We start from the raw sequence: 16,780 nt of genomic DNA on the forward strand, positions 1-16,780 counted from the left end.
CACCTTGATGGAATTTATTGTTCGTCGCCAATTAACTGAATCAGAGCAATCTATCTCTGGACTTTATTCAGGGAATCCCAAACGCGCTACTTTTTGTCCCACAGCAGAACAATTATTAGCTGCTTTTTCTGATTTGACTTTGTATCTTTATCCTGATGGCTCTACTGAAATCAGTTCTCTGAATTCCCTTCAAAGACAAATTTTAAATTTGATGAACATTCCTGAATCGATTTATCTTGTTCCCCAGCTAGTTCCTAATTGACTCCAATCGCTCTAATTATTACTGTGACTTGATTTCATCGTCTTTATTTGCTCGACCATTTTTAAATTGAGCGAACCGTGAGTAATGAAGCAGTAGAATGGCGTTACGGAGAGCTTCCCGACTATTCTCATACAAATGCTTTTTTGGAAAAAGAGCGACAGTATCATCATGCAGAAGGTTCTTTGAATGCGATTGCTGAAAACCTCGTGAAAACGTTTGAGATGGAAGCAACTTTCAAATCTAATCCCAAACAGTGGATTTCTGTAGTCACAGACAAATTTCGCATGAGCAGCAATGGAGGAAAAGAATATACTGCCGAAGATGTCGCTGAGGAGGGTACTTATAATCTTTTTCTTGAAGAGTCAGAACATTATCGTCCTTCTGAAGAAACTTTTGAATCCTCCTATCAAATTTTTCATAATGCTTTTCCTGATGGTTTTCTCTGGGAATTAATCGAAGTTTTCAGTGGCCCTCCTAAAGTTATCTTTAAATGGAGACATTGGGGAACTTTCAACGGAGATTACAAAGAGCATCAACCGACGGGAAAAACAATTGAAGTTGTTGGTATTAGCGTTGCCACAGTGACAGAAGATTTAAAAATTGAGTCTCTAGAGCATTTTTTTGATACTGGTAAATTCTTGGGGACATTGACTAGCGGTCGTTGCCCCTTCAATGGTTAAGTTCTCGTAAGGGAAAAAAAGAAGGAAGTCCTTTAGGGAAGCGAGTCCTTTAGAGAAGCGGTATCCTTTAGGACACTTCGATCGAACCCTATAAATCAGAAGGACATACGTCGCCAATCCGACGGCTCCCCTACGCGATTTTGAGGCAACCTCAAAAAATGTATCCTTATTAACTTACATTTGATCGAATTGAGGATGATATACTTCGTGGAAAAATCTTTGGTGTTTTGGTGCTAGCTTTTCAATAACTACTGGTGGAATGGTTGGCTTGTGATGACGCACATTAATATGGTTGTAAGCGCAGAAAATTGAGATGCGGGGATTATGAGGATTTTGCCAGGTATCTGCTGAATGTCGCACTGCTTCAGAAAAGATCACTAAAGAGCCAGGAGGACAACTATAACTTTCCCATAGTCCCGAATCTTTGGCATCTAGACTAGCAAGAGGATTGCTACGTATATTGTAATTGGCTTTGTGGCTGCCTGGAATAAAACAAGTTCCTCCTTTGTTTTCTAGAACTTCATTCAATTCCCAAACTACCCTGGTCATACCAGCATAAATGCGTCCATCATGAAAATTGTAAGCATAGTTAGGATTGGTAGTACGGCCCCCAGCGTGAGGACTCCATTCTCCCTCTCCCATTTCACGATAATTAAGAAAAACGCTCTCTAAGCGAATTTTATCGCGGTCTGGGTCGATGACACTTAATAAGGTATCCATTACTACTGGATGATCGATTAGACTAGCAAAAGCACCTCCAGGGAGACGACGCTGATGAGGAGGTAGTGATTCTGGTTCGTTTTTTTGACGTAGTATAAATTCTTTGAGAACTTCAACTTCTTGCTCTTTTAGTACGGCGGGTTTGACAATATAACCTTTGAGATCGAAAACAATTCGGTCATGCTGAGACATAGAACCTCCTGAGAAAGCAGAATTAATTAGTTTTGTGACCTTTCTAGTGGCTTTTTTAGTTTTAGTTCTAATTTTTTGGGAAGTCGGGATAAATGGTTCATTAATCAAGAGATGATATTTTAAGATCAATTAAATTAATTATTTTCTTCTACTATCCAATTGACGATAAACATCACGAAGATCCACATTATGATGAGCCAGAGCAACCAAAGTATGATATAGTAAATCAGCAGCTTCATACGCGATCGCTTCTTGATCGTCATCTTTACAAGCCATTACTACTTCTACTGATTCTTCGCCAATTTTTTTGAGAATTTTATTATCTCCTCCTGCAAATAATTTACAAGTATACGATTCTTCTGTGGGATTTGATTTGCGTTGTTTAATTACTTTAAAAACTTCAGTTAAAGTATCTGCTGGAGGTAGGGATTTTTGTCCTTCTATTTGGTGGAAACAGCTTCTTTCTCCCGTATGACAAGCAATATCTCCTACCTGTTCGATTGTTACCAGTAACGCATCACTATCGCAATCGTAACGAATACCTTTGACCTTTTGAAAATGTCCCGAAGTTGCACCTTTGTGCCATAATTCCTGACGAGAACGACTCCAATACCAAGCTTGTTCGGTTTCTAAAGTCTTTTTTAAAGATTCACGGTTCATCCAAGCCATCATTAATACTGTACCATCAAGATAGTCTTGTGCGATCGCAGGAACTAATCCTTGTTCGTTGTAGCGGATTTTATCGAGAGGAATAGCTTGTTTAAGAGACATTGGAGTAAATAGGTAGGGCTAATTTAAGTAGAGAGTCACAGATTATTCCGCCGTAAAAGCGACGAGACCCCGCGTCGGCGTAGGACGCAAGGGAATGCTCGTCAAGACACGACGGAGACGGCACGTGACCGTTGGTGAAGTGAGAAGTTACCGAGTCACCGAGTTTTGAAAAATTCCACACTTAATTACTGAGCTTGGGTTTAATCATATCGGTTTCCCCACTAATGGTTTGTTAAGGAACGGCATACATTATACCTTTACCCTTTCATGTTTCACTGAACTTTACGGAAAAGTCTTAAGATGATAATCGCGATCGTACTAACTCACTGTATTTTGTAAACATCTTAGAATATAGGTAATTAAATGTAATAACCAATATAAAGACCAACTAATGACCTTGAATCTTGCGGAAAAAAGCCAGCTTAATGCACCCACTATTCAGCGACTTCCCAATGGCTTAACTATTATTGCAGAACAAATACCTGTAGATGCAATTAACCTCAATGTGTGGCTTAATGTCGGTTCGGCAAAAGAAACTGATGATATTAATGGAATGGCGCATTTTTTAGAACACATGGTCTTTAAAGGTACGTCAAACCTTGGTATCGGCGAATTTGAGCAATTAATTGAGGAAAAAGGTGCAGTTACTAACGCTGCTACTAGCCAAGACTATACCCACTACTACATTACCACCGCACCCAAAGACTTTGCGGAACTTGCACCCTTGCAATTAGATGTAGTGTTGAATCCCAGTTTGGAAAATGAAGCTTTTGAAAGAGAGAAATTAGTAGTTTTAGAAGAAATTCGTCGCTCAGAAGATAATCCCCGTCGTCGTACTTTTTATCAAGCAATGGAGACTTGTTTCGCCAGTTTACCCTATCGCCGTCGTGTTTTAGGCCCTACAGAAGTAATTACTAACTTGAAATCTCAACAAATGAAAGATTTCCACGGTAGTTGGTATCAACCTGAGTCGATGACAGCAGCAGTAGTGGGTAATTTACCAGTAGAAGAGTTAATTGAGATTGTCAGTAACAGTTTTGCCCAACATTATGGCTCTCAAGAAGCAAGATTGCAATCGGTTGCACCTCAATATAACCTGGAAACCCCTTTTACCGAAGTAGTGCGCCAAGAGTTAACTGATGATACTTTGCAACAGGCGCGGATGGTTATGATGTGGCGTGTCCCTGGTATGGTGGATTTAGCAGAAACATACCCTTTCGATATTCTGGCTGTTATCTTGGGACAGGGTAAAGTATCCCGTTTATTTAGAGACTTACGAGAAGAACGAGGCTTGGTAACACAAATTGGTGTTAGTAATATGACTCAAACTCAACAGGGAGTCTTTTATATCTCTGCTCAATTACCCACTGAAAATATTGCAGAAGTAGAAAAAGCAATTACAGACCATATTCGGACAATTCAAAATGAATTAATCGCAGAAAAAGATATTAATCGTATCCGCAAACAAGTAGCTAATCGGTTTATCTTTGCCAATGAAAAGCCTAGTTCTCGTGCAAATCTTTACGGTTATTACTATTCTCAACTACAAGATTTAGCTCCTGCTTTAAATTATCCCGAACATATTCAATCTATAACTGCCAAAGATTTACGGACAGCAGCCCAAAAGTATCTCAATCCTGATGCTTATGGCATTGTAGTAATGAAGCCTGGTCAGTAATTGATTGTTAGTCCTAAAGGATACCGCTTCCCTAAAGGACTCGCTACGCATCGCGCGACCGAAGGAAGTCCTTTAGGGCATATGGTTAATTGTTAGTTTTAGGGTGGGCGACCATCGGTGAGTACTTTAGTGCAATGCTCACCTTATAAAATAGTACCAGCCACATAAAAGTTAGACACCAAATTATTAATTCACTTTTAATTTATCTTGTTGTCTCTTGAATCAAGTAGTTGGTCTATAAGAGAAATCAACTAGCACAAATAGACATAGACATCAAGCAAAAGTGTCTCGCTTCAAGTTCCAAAAAAAGGGTGCATTTTTTGAAGCTTGACTTTTTCTGATGATACTAAAACCATTTCTTTGATAAAATTTTACTGCTTGCTCGGTAAAGGTTAACACGTAGCATTGTAATTTTTCATCATCAGATCGATCGAGAATTGGTTTAAGTAAAACACTACCTACACCTTGTCTTTGATAACTAGGATTGACAAACATCAAAGCTAAATACCAATGAGGCTGAGTTTGCATATCTCGTTCGTGATAATCTTCAGTAATTTTCAAAAAAGATAGCCAGCGTCCGAGTTTGTTCCAACCACACTTGAAAGGTAATAAATATAAGCGTAGCTGCAAGATTAACTGTAACTGTTGTATCCCTGCAAAAGACGATTTTTCTGGTGGCAGCCAAGCAGCAATACCCTTAAGATCGGATGTGGTGTAAATATGACCATAATAATAGCAATACTCTAAGGCATTTTTAGTCAGCCAAGTTAAAGCCTTTAAGCGTGACTGTTGAGCTTCTGGTGTGAGATAGCCAAACACGGGATCGTCTTCAAATGCCTTTGCTGCAATTGTACTAGCTTGGTTTATTTGCGATCGCTCTAAGCGAACTACTTCATTGTTTTTCATCATATGGTTACTGCTAAAGTTTGTACCTCCTTAGTATCCAAAATGTGTCTATTGATAGTCTTCAAAGTTATTGCTGTGTTTTTACAAGTTTTTGCTGTGAGCTAAAAATTGTTTTGGTGTCGCCCCTACTCGACGCTTGAAATGATAGTTGAGGTGACTCTGGCTAGAAAATCCCGTTGTTTGAGCAACTTCAGCGATCGCCATATTCTTTAATAACAATTCTTTAGCGCGATTTATACGACATTGAAGCTGAAATTGATGGGGTGCTTTGCCAGTAGTTTGTTTAAACAAGCGAGCAAAATGATATTCGCTTAACTGTATTACTGCTGCTAATTGTGTCAGAGTCAAATTTTTATCTAAATTGCTGTAGATATAATCGATTACCTGATTCAATTGTGGCTGAGATAATTTACCTTTACTGGATTTAAGAGGACAACTGCGATTAGAATATCGAGATAATAAATGTACGGCTAAAGCATTTGCCATGGAGTCTGCGTATAAATTGCTGCTAACTTTGTTTTCCAAAGCATTTTTGAGTGCTATGGCAATCTCTTGAATTAAAGGATCGAAGGAAGATTCAATCTGAGGTATTAGTTCTACACTATTGCTCTGATAGAGTTCGTAGCCTAGTTTAGTTATTAAATCAGGTTCTAAATAAATCAGTAAAAAATCTGCTTCTGAGTTCCAAGCAAATGACTGACTGATGTGTGCAGGATAAATACCAAAGTCTCCTGGAATAGAATTAGATGTAATGATTTTACCTGCAATCTTCTGCTCTAACTTGACTGTTTTACCTCCATTAAGATAAATTCCATGATAATCGGAATTATGTTCGGGAATCTCAGAAGCTGGTTGATGATGATGCGTAACTTGAATGTTTTTCCAATCTGATTTAGAACTAGATATAATCGGTAAACGGGGCAGTTGGGAAAATGCACTTATCTCACGATCGCCGTTAGAATTAACCGATTTTAGCTGAAAATCCCGATTGATTTCATTCATAATCAAAGCATTCCATATAATTTAATTGTTTTGTTGTCGTTTTTATCTAATACTCCACCACTCAAATGAGAAGTCAGATTAATTGCTTGTAAGACAGGTTTTCCTGACGCACCTTGAGGATAATCAATTACTGTTACTGCACCATTACCCTGTTTAATACTCCAGAAATTAGCAGGTTTTAAACCTAAAAGATAGCAAACAATTACTTTATTAATCGCATCATGAGCCACCACAATTCCTGTACGGGGATGATCTGAATTACTATTTTGCTCTACTATTTTTTGCCAAGCTGCGATCGTCCTTTCCCAAACCTATTGTAAATTTTCTCCTTTAATCGATATTAAGTATTTGGTCATAATTATTTACACACTCATAATTACCTCTTGCCTCTTGCCTCTTACCTCTTACCTCTTACCTCTTACCTCTTGCCTCTTGCCTCTTGCCTCTTGCCTCTTGCCTATCTCTACCCTCGTAATCTATTTTGCACAGGTACTTATTCCCTTTCCAGAAAAATATTAATAAGCAAAGTGAAATTTTAAAAATTGAAAATGATTGAGATTTATTGTGTGAGTAAATAATGAACAAAAATTCGGTTAATTAAGCATCTGAGAGTTATTATTAGTCATAAAAACTGATTGGAACAATGTCAAATTTCAGCTTATCTTTTCAAGTTAGAACTAATCATAGTTATTTGGATATCTAAGTAAATTTTCAGTGGCGGTTTATTAGAAGCAGCAAATATTATTAGGGATGATCGCTTCTTATAGTATGTCTTCTCTATTTTTAGTTCAATACTTGTGACCAATAACTGCACAGAGATAGCACCAGGAAAAATACCTAAGCCTTGGCAACAATGGGGTTTAAATTTAGTATCCCATATCTATGGCGGGAGAGATGTGGTAATTGCGATTGACCTTACTGAGAGTGTTGGTTTAAATACAGAAGGTCGTTTACGTTTAACTCAAATTATAGAGGATAGTTTACAGTCTGGTGATACAGTTTATGTTGTTCCTTTCGCTTCCCAAGTTAATCCTCTACAACCCGATATTAATCCCATCAATCTGCAAAGCGGGATTAAGTTTAGGGGGAAAGCAGAAGATATTGAGTCAATTTTAAATGTTTTGCCCTTTGAATCGGAAATTAACCTCAGTAATACTGATATTCAAAATGCGGAGTTGTTTACTTATCGTGGATTAGCACAACTTAATCAATGTCGTCTCGCGAATAATAATGCTATTAAACCCCAGTCTGTGGTTTGGTTAACTGATGCACCCTTATTAACTTCTCCTGGTATTGCTTCTGATACTTGGGTAGAAACTCCCGCAGATAGTGCATTTCGCGTTGTAGATTCTGAAGCCAGCCAAGATAGACAAAGTTGGTTACAGACTTTACCACTTAAAAAGCGATCTCGCCAATGGCGAGGCGCGTTGCGATCGCAAACAATTACCACTAAAGATAATAGCACCTATCAACTATCGGTTGTCGATATTGCTCCTACAATACAAGAATTTTGTACTCCCGCACCAGGAGGAAAAGAAACCTGTTTGGTAATGCCATATCTTTTCAAGATGTTGTGGCTACCCAGTACTACTTTAGGGTGTCTAATAATTGCTGTAGGCTTTTGGGTCAAATATTTAATTAGTCTTAACAAAAAATGGAAAATTAAAATTACTTTTGAATCAGACGACACCAGAGAACAACAAACTTGCTATTTAAAACACCAACAAAAAATTGCTATTGGAGATGATAATTTAAATGCAATTCCTTGCCCTGGAGAAGATGTTAGAGGCTATCTAATTAGGAAGGGAAATCAAATATATTTAAAGCCCACTAAAAATGCTCCTTTCATTTATCGCGATCGCGATTTAGATCGAGAAACAAAAATTACTCATAATCGCTTTACTATCAATTGTCCTTTTGAGGGTAAAGATTTTGAGATTGGGTTTAGGGTGGTTAAGTAGGTATTAGGCAAGAGGTAATAGGCAAGAGGCAAGAGTAATTATGGCATAAAAGTAAATAATAAAAGTTTAATTTAGTAAATTTTAGAAAGTAGAAAAATTGATGATTAGAGATTTTAAGGATTTATTGATATGGCAGAAGGGTATGTTAATTGCAGAACAATGCTATTTACTAACTAAAGATTTTCCTAGAGAAGAAATTTATGGAATAGTATCACAAATCAGACGAGCATCAGTATCTATACCAGCTAACATCAGTGAAGGTTATGGAAGAAACTCAAAAGGAGATTATATTAGATTTTTAAATATAGCCAAAGGTTCAGTTAATGAACTTGAAAACCATTTACTTTTATCTAAAAGATTAAAACTATGCGAATCCAAAGATGCAAACAATATTATCAATTTACTACAAGAAGAAACTAAAATGATTATTTCTCTTATTAAAAAACTATCGTCATAACTTTCTTGATATTTACTACTTCTTGTCTCTTGCCTGTTGCCTATTGCCTATTACCTCTTACCTCTTACCTCTTACCTCTTACCTCTTACCTCTTGCCTCTTGCCTCCTATATCTTACCTTTCTTATACTAGTTAACTTGTTAAAATCATGAAATTTAAAGAAACTCAATCCCGTAAAATAAACCGCACTGTTTGTATTGGCTTAGGTGGTACTGGACGCGATGTCTTAATGCGAATTCGCCGTTTAATTGTGGATCGCTATGGAGATTTTAAACAACTTCCTGTAGTTAGTTTTGTACATATCGATACCGATAATGGAACGAGTAATACAACGGGATTAAAGACGGGAAATACTTATCATGGTGTCGATTTACGTTTTAGCGATGTGGAAAAAGTTGCTGCGACAATAGCGCGATTTGAGGTCGATAATATGATTCCAGAATTATCGAGAAACGTGAGTAATTATGATGGTACACCTGGAGCTTTTAGTAATATTTCTAGCTGGTTTCCTCCACAGCTATTAAAAGATGTAAAAGCAATTCAAGAAGGAGCGCAAGGAATTCGTCCTGTGGGAAGATTGGCATTTTTCCATAACTATAGAAAGATTAAAGCCTCTATTGAATTGGCAGAACAAAGAACGCTAGGACATGAGGCTTTTATGATTCGTAAAAACTGGAATGTCGATAATAAATTAAATATATTTGTTATTGGTTCTTTATGTGGTGGTACTGGTAGCGGAATTTTTTTAGATACTGCTTATTGTTTACGTCAAATGTATGGTGGTGATGGAGCGCAAATTGTCGGTTATTTTGTAATTAGTCCCGAACTGTATGGCGATGCATCTGGCAAAAGTGCTAATGCTTATGCAGCACTCAAAGAATTAAATTATTATGCTACTGCGGGGACAACTTTTAAAGCAGAATACGACTTGCAGAATTTAGAGTTTGTGGAAGAATCTCGTCCACCTTTTGAATATATTTATCTTGTTTCTAATCGCACTGGTAAAGATTACAAAATTTTAGAAAAGAGTAAGCTGTGTAATATTATCGCTCATAAAATTACTCTGGATTTTGCAGGTGAATTATCTGTTCCTATTAGAGAACAAAAAGATACTTTAAGCCACCACATGATTCCTACAGATTTACATCCTCGTCCCAACGTACAGCATTATTTAACATTTGGTTTAGCACAAATTTATTTCCCTCGTGAGGTTGCAGTACAGGTATCTCTTAATCGGATAAAAATTAAATTAGTTGACTTCTGGTTACAAGGTGAAGGACAGAGTATCGATCCTAATAACTTATTAGCAAGTTTCTTAGATCGCTGGTATGATCGCGGAAAAAATGAAAATGGTTTTGTTACTAAATTGCAGCAAGCAACTACCGATGGAAGTAAAACTTTTAGGAATGCTTTAAGTAGTTGGAAAAATCGCTTAGAAAATAATATCGCAGAGATTCAAAATAGCGATGAAAGACAAGAAGTAGTTTCTCAGTTAGGCAAGGAAATTCGTAGTGAGTTTCGGAAAGTACAGCCAGGAGAAACTGATAATATTAGGGGTTTGTGGCTGACTAACTTACAACAGCAACGCGCTCACCTTACCGCAGAATATATTAAAGATGTCGATCAATATCTAACTCAGTTACTCAATCCCAATAGCATAGATTTTTCTCTGATAAATACTCGCGCTTGGTTAGAAGCTTTAACCACAGAGTTAAACAAATCTTACCGAGAATTAGAAGATTCAATTAATAGCATGAAATCAATTCATTCTCTAGAAGCTGTGGAAAAAAAATGGAACGATACAAAACAAACTATTAAAGATATTGAAAGTAAAAAGGGATTACCCTTCTTTAACAAACACAAAACTAGCCAAGTTCAAGAAGAAGCACAAAGGATAGTAGGACAAGTTAGTAAACTAATGAAAGAGAACTATGAATATTCTCTATTTCGGGAAGTATTAACTATAGTAAAAGCATTACAACATCACGTCAGCGAACTAACCAATAAATGTAGCAATTTTAGCAATCTTTTAAATAATGTCAAACTCACTTATGAAAAAACAGAAGACGATCTGAAATTACAAGACGTTGATGAAATGAGTGGGGAAGCTATCTTTGCTGATGCGGATACCGATGATTGTTATCGTAACTTGTTACCAAACCGCGATCGCTCCGCTCAATTAGCCTTAGTTAGTAGTAAAATTACCAAAAAGGTAGGCTTAGGTACAGAATCGCTAGCAAGCTGTTTAGAACGTGGTGTAGTAGATGAATATAGCCTACAGAAAGAAATTAACTCAATAGTAGATAGTGAATTTAGCTCTCGCAGTCTTTCTACAGTACAATCTGCGGTAAAACGTTTTTTAGAAAGTTATCCTTTAAGCGACCGCGCTATCCGTCTAGAACAAATTATACGCGAATCCGAACCTCTTTTACCTCTTAATCTTGCCGATCCCTATTTTGATAACGATACGAGTAAAACTCTCAACATCATCGGTTTTAAGGATACTGACAAACCAGAAATAACTCAGTTTAAAAACATCCTTGGTAAAGACTTAGGTATCAAAGACAGTAATTTAAAACCCATTCAAGCGGAAAAGGAAATAATTCTCGTCAACGAATACGGTGCTTTTCCCCTGAGACTGATTCGTGGTTTAGAAAAAATGCGAGATCATTATCAACGTCACAAGTCACACGGTAATTTCTTGCACAACGACTATCGCACCCAGTTTATCGATCCTATTCCTCCCGATGGGTGGGAGATGAAACGACTACAGGATATCTTTTATCCTTCTTTAGCGTTCGAGTTACTACCTTACAACAGCAACACTAAAGAATATGAATTTCAATACCATGACAAGTTTCGAGATGTTTACGAAGTTACTTCCCTCAGTTATGTCTGGGATGAGGCTTTAGAAAAACTCGCCAGCATTCAGGATATGGTAATAGCTTTAGACGATAAATTAAAAGAAGCGATCGCAGATTTAACTCAAAACCCGCAAAATTGGCATAACCACTATTTACCCAAGTTAAGGCAGTTTGTAACTACAGTAGATAATTTACCAGAAAACGATCCGAATTATCTTTATAAAGAAATAGTTGTCGGTAGTAGAGCCAGTATAGATCGCCGACAACAAGACGGTATTATTAATCGTTTTTGGCAAAAAATGCGGGATTTTGTCAGGGAAGAGATGAAAAAACAAAAACAACAGCAACCACAGGAAATATTACCACCTAATTCTACAGTAAATCCTCAATTAAAAGGCTCTAATAATTTTAAAAGCGATCGACAAAATATTGATATAAATTATATTCAGCCAGAAAACTCTTCTGTTCTTGAAGCTGAAATAAATGAAGCAGAACCAGATAATCATATCGAGCGCATGGCAGAATTAAAAGAATTAATTCAAATGAAAAAAGACGGATTTTTGTCTGATAAACAGTTTGAAGCAGCTAAACAAAAAATTCTAGGTATTTAATACATAAATAATCTAAATTTAACTCACGCAAAGATAATTACCTGAATTTTGAATAAGCTTTAAAATCGTGAAATGCTCGCGCAAAGGCGCAAAAATTATTTACGAATAAATCTCTATTATCTATTATCTATTATCTGTTGCCTCTTGCCTCTTGACTAATCCTATTTCCTACAACCATGACTAACATTCTAAATATTTTCCCCCCTTACCTAATTTTACTAACCATAATTCTGGTAATATTACCAACCATCATCGCTATAATATTACGTCGCTATTTATATGGCTATTTAATCAATTCAGCTAATAAAGTATCTAGATTGCTGATAAATGAAAGCCGAGGTAAACAACCCACAATTGTCGATAAATTAGAAGCCAGATTTAGACAAGCAAGTAAACAACTAGAACAAGTAAACACTATCGCTTTAATCGATGGCTTATACAGTCAGGAAAGATTAAAGTTTTTTGGTATATCCCTACGTTGCGAACAATGGGATTATTTCTGTCAAGCATTACCTAACCTATTACTCGCCTTTGGTTTATTGGGAACATTTATCGGTATTAGTTCTAACTTATATAACCTCAGTCAGACTATTAACTTCGATCGAGGTGTAGCAGATATTAATGGGTTGATAACTCAATTACAAACACCATTACAAAATATGGGGATTGCCTTTTCTACTAGCCTAACTGCTATCTTGTGTAGTTCTATTTTGATTATGGTCAATTTACGCTGCAATACTAACTTTGCTAAATCTCTCTTAATCAGTTCTCTTGAAGACTATCTTGATAATATTTTTAAAATTAAAATTGATGGTTATAGTCGTTTAGATAAAGCTGTCGATCGCATGGTAAAACAACAAGAAGAATTTTTAAATCGCTTTCATCAAAAAGTCGGACAGGTATTAGAAACTACTATTGGTAATGCTGCAAATAAAATGGTTGTTGCTAATCAAGGATTTCAAAATAATGTCGATAGTATGGTTAGTAGATTTAATGATATATCTAGTTCTATGGCTGCAAGTACTGATAGCTTTCAAGCATCAGCATTTAGCTTAAAAGAACAAATGCAAACAGTAATTAAAATAGTACCTGAATTTGAAACCGCAGCTAATAAAATAAAATCTGGTTCTAACTTATATTTACTGGGGGCGAAAAAAATTGAAGAGAGTAAATTTTCCGAAAACTTAGAAAGTCTGACTACCGATTTGGCTAATACTCAAAAATCATTTTCTGAGTCTACAGCTTTCTTAGGAAACCAAGTACATAAAATCAGTGAAAGCCATCAACAAGCAACCGAATTAGCAGAACAAGTTTATAATCAACTGCAAATAGCATCTAATAAATTACAAGATAGTTCAATCAGTTTTATCGAAGCAGCAGAAATTTTTAAAGAAACTGACTTCGCTGATAAATTAACCACTGCTACTGAAGAATTAACAACTATTCCGCAACAATTTAATGATTCGACCTTAATTTTACATCAATCAACTGATGCTTTAGGGAGAGCAATTGATAATATTAATATTTCAACTCAAGAAACTAATAGTTTAATTGAACAAGTAAATAACCTAAATCAACATTCAAGCGAATTATTAGAAAAAAGCGATCGTAATACTCAACAAGAAATCGTCAGCTTCAGTAAAATTACATTAAAACTAGAAGCCATAGTAACAACACTAGAAAAACATAAAGAGCAAATCAATATCAGTATCGGTAACTTTGGAGAGAAAATACTTACAAGTTTTGAACAACAAACAACTAATAACGTTATTGAACTACAAAAATTAACCTCTGGAATAAATAATAACTTTGATTCTCTTAAAAACACTCAAACGGAAACAGTAAAATTTACAACTATACTTGAAAGTTGTATAGATAATTTAAATTCTCTTAAAACTGAATTAGCTAATTTAGTAAATATATCCAATAAACAAGAAAAACAAATTAATTCCAGCTTAAATAATATTGGCAATAATAGCGATCGCTTACTAACCAGTTTCGAGCAACAAACAAATAATAATAATCAGCAACTGCAACAAGTAACCGAACAAATTGCTAACTTAATATTCAAAGTAGAATCATATTTAAGTAAATTTGAGATTTTAAATTCTCAATTATCTCAATTAATATCTGCATCAGAACAACAAGGAAAACAAGTAAATTCAAATTTAAATGGAATTGGTTTATTGAGCGATCGCTTATTAACTAGTTTTGAACAAGGTTCTCAAAATAATGTTCAAGAAATATCAAAACTAATAGCAGAATTTCAAACAATAATTACACAACTCAATACTATCCCCAGAGAAATAAATCAATTAAATACAGCCATCTCACAACAAAGCAAACAAGTAAATTCGCAATTTAATAATTCAATAGAGAGCGCAAATCAACAAATTAAGAAAATTACTAAAAATTTTGATAATCTTCTTTAACTAATCAACTATACTTGTAAAACTTTTTCAATAGAAGATAGACAAATTTAAACTAAGAAAAAAAATATAATCACTATTTTCTCTTGGCTTCCCCAGAAAACAACCTCTTTGCGTTCTCCTCTTTGCGACTTTGCCCCCATTCGAGGATAAACGCCTTTGCGCGAGATAAAATCATGTCCAGACGATCCTTATACACATCTCCAAAACAAATAGAATCAACGAGCATATTTCAATCATTTACCGACTTAATGTCCAATGCTTTCATGATTTTATGCTTATTACTATTATTAGTCTTATTCCAATCACAAAAACTCAATCAAGAACTTAAAGAAGCCAACAAACGCTTGCAATCAGCATCGCCAATTGTGATCGATGAAAGTTCAGGCAAATTCAAATTCAAGTCAGGAAGTGCCGAACTAAATCCCCAACTTAAAAACTACATATCAACTAATATTAGCCCAGCAATAAAAAACAACTTAAAAGAAAGAGAAATTGATTTTATCCAAATAATAGGACACACCGACGGAGAAGGAATAAACCAAAATAGTAACCTCGATCGCACCTTAGAAATAGTCGCCCAAGGAACACAACCAGTTAGTAAATTATCAGCAGGTTCAAACGCCGATCTCGGATTAATGAGAGCTTTAGCCGTAGTCCAAGAATTACAAACAACAGGTTTACAAAATGTCGAATTTCGTGCCTATTCAGCAGCACAATTATACTTACCTAATGGACAATTAGCACGCCCAGATCGCCAAGCAGACGAAACTAGACGTAGAATTGAAATTCGCTTTATTCCTCCAGGTGTAGAGACTGAATCATGATTAACGTAGTTTGGAAACCTCGTGTCTTTAGACAGAGGAGGAAAAACAGTAGGACAGTTTTAACTGTCAGTGAAATATTTGCCTTTACTTGCTAATTCGCTATATAATATTTTTGCAGCGAATTAGCCTCTTAATGTACGCCACTCAAAAAAATCAACTGAGACGACTGAGCAAGCAAGAGTTTAACGCTCTTGTTGCTTTGACACGTCTGAGCAAGAATCTTTTTAATGTGGCATTGTACGAATGCCGTCAGTATTTCTTTGAGATGCGAAAACGTCTGAGCTATGAATCTAACTACCATATTGTTAAGTCGAATGAGAATTATCGGTTGCTTAATACTGATATTGCTCAACAGACAATGAAAGTGGTAGATAGAAGTATGAGGTCTTTTTTGGGATTGCTGAAAGCTATATCTATTGGGCGTTTTGACCAAAAACCGCAACTGCCTAGATATTTGCCTAAAGAGGGATATTTCCCTTTGATTATTCCTAGAATTAGACTCAAAGATGGAATGTTCACTATCCCCATGTCTCGCGAGTTTAAAAAGGAATACGGCGAGGTAAGAATCCAACTGCCTGAAAGACTTAAAGATAAGAAAATTAAGGAGGTACGAATACATCCAAAATACTCGGCTCGATGGTTTGAGATTGAGTATATATATGAAGAGGAAAAAGTAGAAACATTTGTAGATTCTAATAAAGCGATAGCTATTGATTTGGGGGTTAATAATTTGTGTGCTTGTATCGATAGTATCGGGCATCAATTTTTGATTGATGGAAAACGACTCAAAAGCATTAATCAGTGGTACAACAAGCGCAATGCTCAACTTCAATCTGCCAAAGATAAGCAAGGCATTAAATCCTTTACTAATAAACAAGCAAGACTTTACCAATGGCGTAATAACTGCGTTCGTGATTATTTGAACAAAGCAGCGAAGTTGATTATTAACCATTGCCTCAAGCATCAAATAGGTAAGTTGATAGTTGGTTACAACCCAGGTATTAAGCAAGAAATTAATATTGGAAGGTCTAACAATCAAAACTTCGTTCAAATACCGTTTTGGCAATTGAGAAGAAAGCTTGAAGCACTTTGTTCTAGATACGGAATTGAATACATTGAACAAGAGGAAAGTTACACCTCGAAAGCTAGTTTTTACGACCGTGATGAAGTATTTGTTTACAATGCTGATAATCCTGTTAAGCACAAGTTCTCTGGAAGGAGAATTAAACGTGGTTTGTACAGGACTAAAAATAAGCATTTGTGTAACTCAGATATCAATGGTTCGGGCAATATATTAATTAAAAGTAAACACAGATTCAGTTTTGAACGAGTGTGTAGCGGGTTTTTGGCTAACCCTTTAAGGATTTTTATTTCTTAAGAATCTCCGTCGCTAGAGAGCGCGGAGAGGGTCAACAATGCAA

General features: G+C 35.9%; 12 protein-coding genes and 2 pseudogenes. 9 read left to right on the top strand and 5 right to left on the bottom strand.

What is annotated here, in order from left to right; genetic code table 11:
- Together H1P_RS09805 and H1P_RS09810 are read left to right on the top strand one after the other, a co-directional pair.
- Positions 1–262 (top strand): annotated as a pseudogene (locus H1P_RS09805) (IS1634 family transposase); the annotation flags it as partial.
- A gap of 77 nt (positions 263–339) precedes the next feature.
- A complete protein-coding gene (locus H1P_RS09810) occupies positions 340–942 on the top strand; it encodes an ester cyclase (RefSeq protein WP_222427004.1) in 603 nt (200 codons plus the stop codon).
- Positions 943–1,116: 174 nt separating this feature from the next.
- On the opposite strand, the gene H1P_RS09815 is transcribed toward H1P_RS09810, so the two are convergent.
- The gene (locus H1P_RS09815) at positions 1,117–1,962 is read right to left on the bottom strand and encodes a phytanoyl-CoA dioxygenase family protein (protein WP_246141578.1); all 846 of its coding nucleotides are present in this window, start codon (positions 1,960–1,962) and stop codon (positions 1,117–1,119) included.
- A gap of 30 nt (positions 1,963–1,992) precedes the next feature.
- Positions 1,993–2,625 carry a bifunctional phosphoribosyl-AMP cyclohydrolase/phosphoribosyl-ATP diphosphatase HisIE gene (gene hisIE / locus H1P_RS09820; RefSeq protein ID WP_144866695.1) on the bottom strand — a complete coding sequence of 211 codons (633 nt, stop codon included), beginning with the start codon at positions 2,623–2,625 and terminating at the stop codon, positions 1,993–1,995.
- A gap of 391 nt (positions 2,626–3,016) precedes the next feature.
- Here hisIE and H1P_RS09825 point away from each other — a divergent pair, with 391 nt between their 5' ends.
- Positions 3,017–4,303, top strand: a complete 1,287-nt coding sequence (locus tag H1P_RS09825; protein ID WP_144866697.1) for a M16 family metallopeptidase — start codon at positions 3,017–3,019, stop codon at positions 4,301–4,303.
- A 273-nt stretch (positions 4,304–4,576) separates the two neighbouring features.
- Here H1P_RS09825 and H1P_RS09830 read toward each other — a convergent pair whose 3' ends face one another.
- The 3 genes and pseudogenes from H1P_RS09830 to H1P_RS09840 all read right to left on the bottom strand — a co-directional run.
- The gene (locus H1P_RS09830; RefSeq protein WP_246141579.1) at positions 4,577–5,212 is read right to left on the bottom strand and encodes a GNAT family N-acetyltransferase; all 636 of its coding nucleotides are present in this window, start codon (positions 5,210–5,212) and stop codon (positions 4,577–4,579) included.
- 78 nt (positions 5,213–5,290) lie between these two features.
- Positions 5,291–6,211 carry a helix-turn-helix transcriptional regulator gene (locus tag H1P_RS09835; protein ID WP_144866699.1) on the bottom strand — a complete coding sequence of 307 codons (921 nt, stop codon included), beginning with the start codon at positions 6,209–6,211 and terminating at the stop codon, positions 5,291–5,293.
- A gap of 2 nt (positions 6,212–6,213) precedes the next feature.
- Positions 6,214–6,543: pseudogene (locus H1P_RS09840) on the bottom strand (histidine phosphatase family protein); the annotation flags it as partial.
- A 465-nt stretch (positions 6,544–7,008) separates the two neighbouring features.
- On the opposite strand from H1P_RS09840, the gene H1P_RS09845 reads away from it, so the two are divergent.
- The 6 genes from H1P_RS09845 (at position 7,009) to H1P_RS09870 (ending at position 16,737) form a co-directional block, all read left to right on the top strand.
- The gene (locus tag H1P_RS09845; protein ID WP_144866701.1) at positions 7,009–8,172 is read left to right on the top strand and encodes a VWA domain-containing protein; all 1,164 of its coding nucleotides are present in this window, start codon (positions 7,009–7,011) and stop codon (positions 8,170–8,172) included.
- 100 nt (positions 8,173–8,272) lie between these two features.
- Positions 8,273–8,629, top strand: a complete 357-nt coding sequence (locus H1P_RS09850) for a four helix bundle protein (RefSeq protein ID WP_144866703.1) — start codon at positions 8,273–8,275, stop codon at positions 8,627–8,629.
- Between the two features lie 147 nt (positions 8,630–8,776).
- Positions 8,777–12,103, top strand: a complete 3,327-nt coding sequence (locus tag H1P_RS09855) for a tubulin-like doman-containing protein (RefSeq protein WP_144866705.1) — start codon at positions 8,777–8,779, stop codon at positions 12,101–12,103.
- Between the two features lie 176 nt (positions 12,104–12,279).
- Complete coding sequence (locus H1P_RS09860) at positions 12,280–14,535, top strand: hypothetical protein (protein WP_144866707.1); 2,256 nt, start codon at positions 12,280–12,282, stop codon at positions 14,533–14,535.
- A gap of 173 nt (positions 14,536–14,708) precedes the next feature.
- The gene (locus H1P_RS09865) at positions 14,709–15,359 is read left to right on the top strand and encodes an OmpA family protein (protein WP_144866709.1); all 651 of its coding nucleotides are present in this window, start codon (positions 14,709–14,711) and stop codon (positions 15,357–15,359) included.
- 133 nt (positions 15,360–15,492) lie between these two features.
- Positions 15,493–16,737, top strand: coding sequence for an RNA-guided endonuclease InsQ/TnpB family protein (locus H1P_RS09870; protein ID WP_144866711.1), 1,245 nt, complete (start codon positions 15,493–15,495; stop codon positions 16,735–16,737).
- Positions 16,738–16,780 lie beyond the last annotated feature (43 nt).

Origin of the sequence: Hyella patelloides LEGE 07179, assembly GCF_900659865.1 — a bacterium.
Taxonomy (GTDB): domain Bacteria; phylum Cyanobacteriota; class Cyanobacteriia; order Cyanobacteriales; family Xenococcaceae; genus Hyella; species Hyella patelloides.

What these genes read in the sequence shown, in the direction of transcription:
- H1P_RS09825 (WP_144866697.1), top strand. Translation starts at nt 3,017, where the DNA reads ATGACCTTGAATCTTGCGGAAAAAAGCCAGCTTAATGCACCCACTATT.
- H1P_RS09850 (WP_144866703.1), top strand. Translation starts at nt 8,273, where the DNA reads ATGATTAGAGATTTTAAGGATTTATTGATATGGCAGAAGGGTATGTTA.
- H1P_RS09870 (WP_144866711.1), top strand. Translation starts at nt 15,493, where the DNA reads ATGTACGCCACTCAAAAAAATCAACTGAGACGACTGAGCAAGCAAGAG.
- H1P_RS09860 (WP_144866707.1), top strand. Translation starts at nt 12,280, where the DNA reads ATGACTAACATTCTAAATATTTTCCCCCCTTACCTAATTTTACTAACC.
- H1P_RS09830 (WP_246141579.1), bottom strand. Translation starts at nt 5,212, where the DNA reads ATGATGAAAAACAATGAAGTAGTTCGCTTAGAGCGATCGCAAATAAAC.
- H1P_RS09835 (WP_144866699.1), bottom strand. Translation starts at nt 6,211, where the DNA reads ATGAATGAAATCAATCGGGATTTTCAGCTAAAATCGGTTAATTCTAAC.
- hisIE (WP_144866695.1), bottom strand. Translation starts at nt 2,625, where the DNA reads ATGTCTCTTAAACAAGCTATTCCTCTCGATAAAATCCGCTACAACGAA.
- H1P_RS09855 (WP_144866705.1), top strand. Translation starts at nt 8,777, where the DNA reads ATGAAATTTAAAGAAACTCAATCCCGTAAAATAAACCGCACTGTTTGT.
- H1P_RS09865 (WP_144866709.1), top strand. Translation starts at nt 14,709, where the DNA reads ATGTCCAGACGATCCTTATACACATCTCCAAAACAAATAGAATCAACG.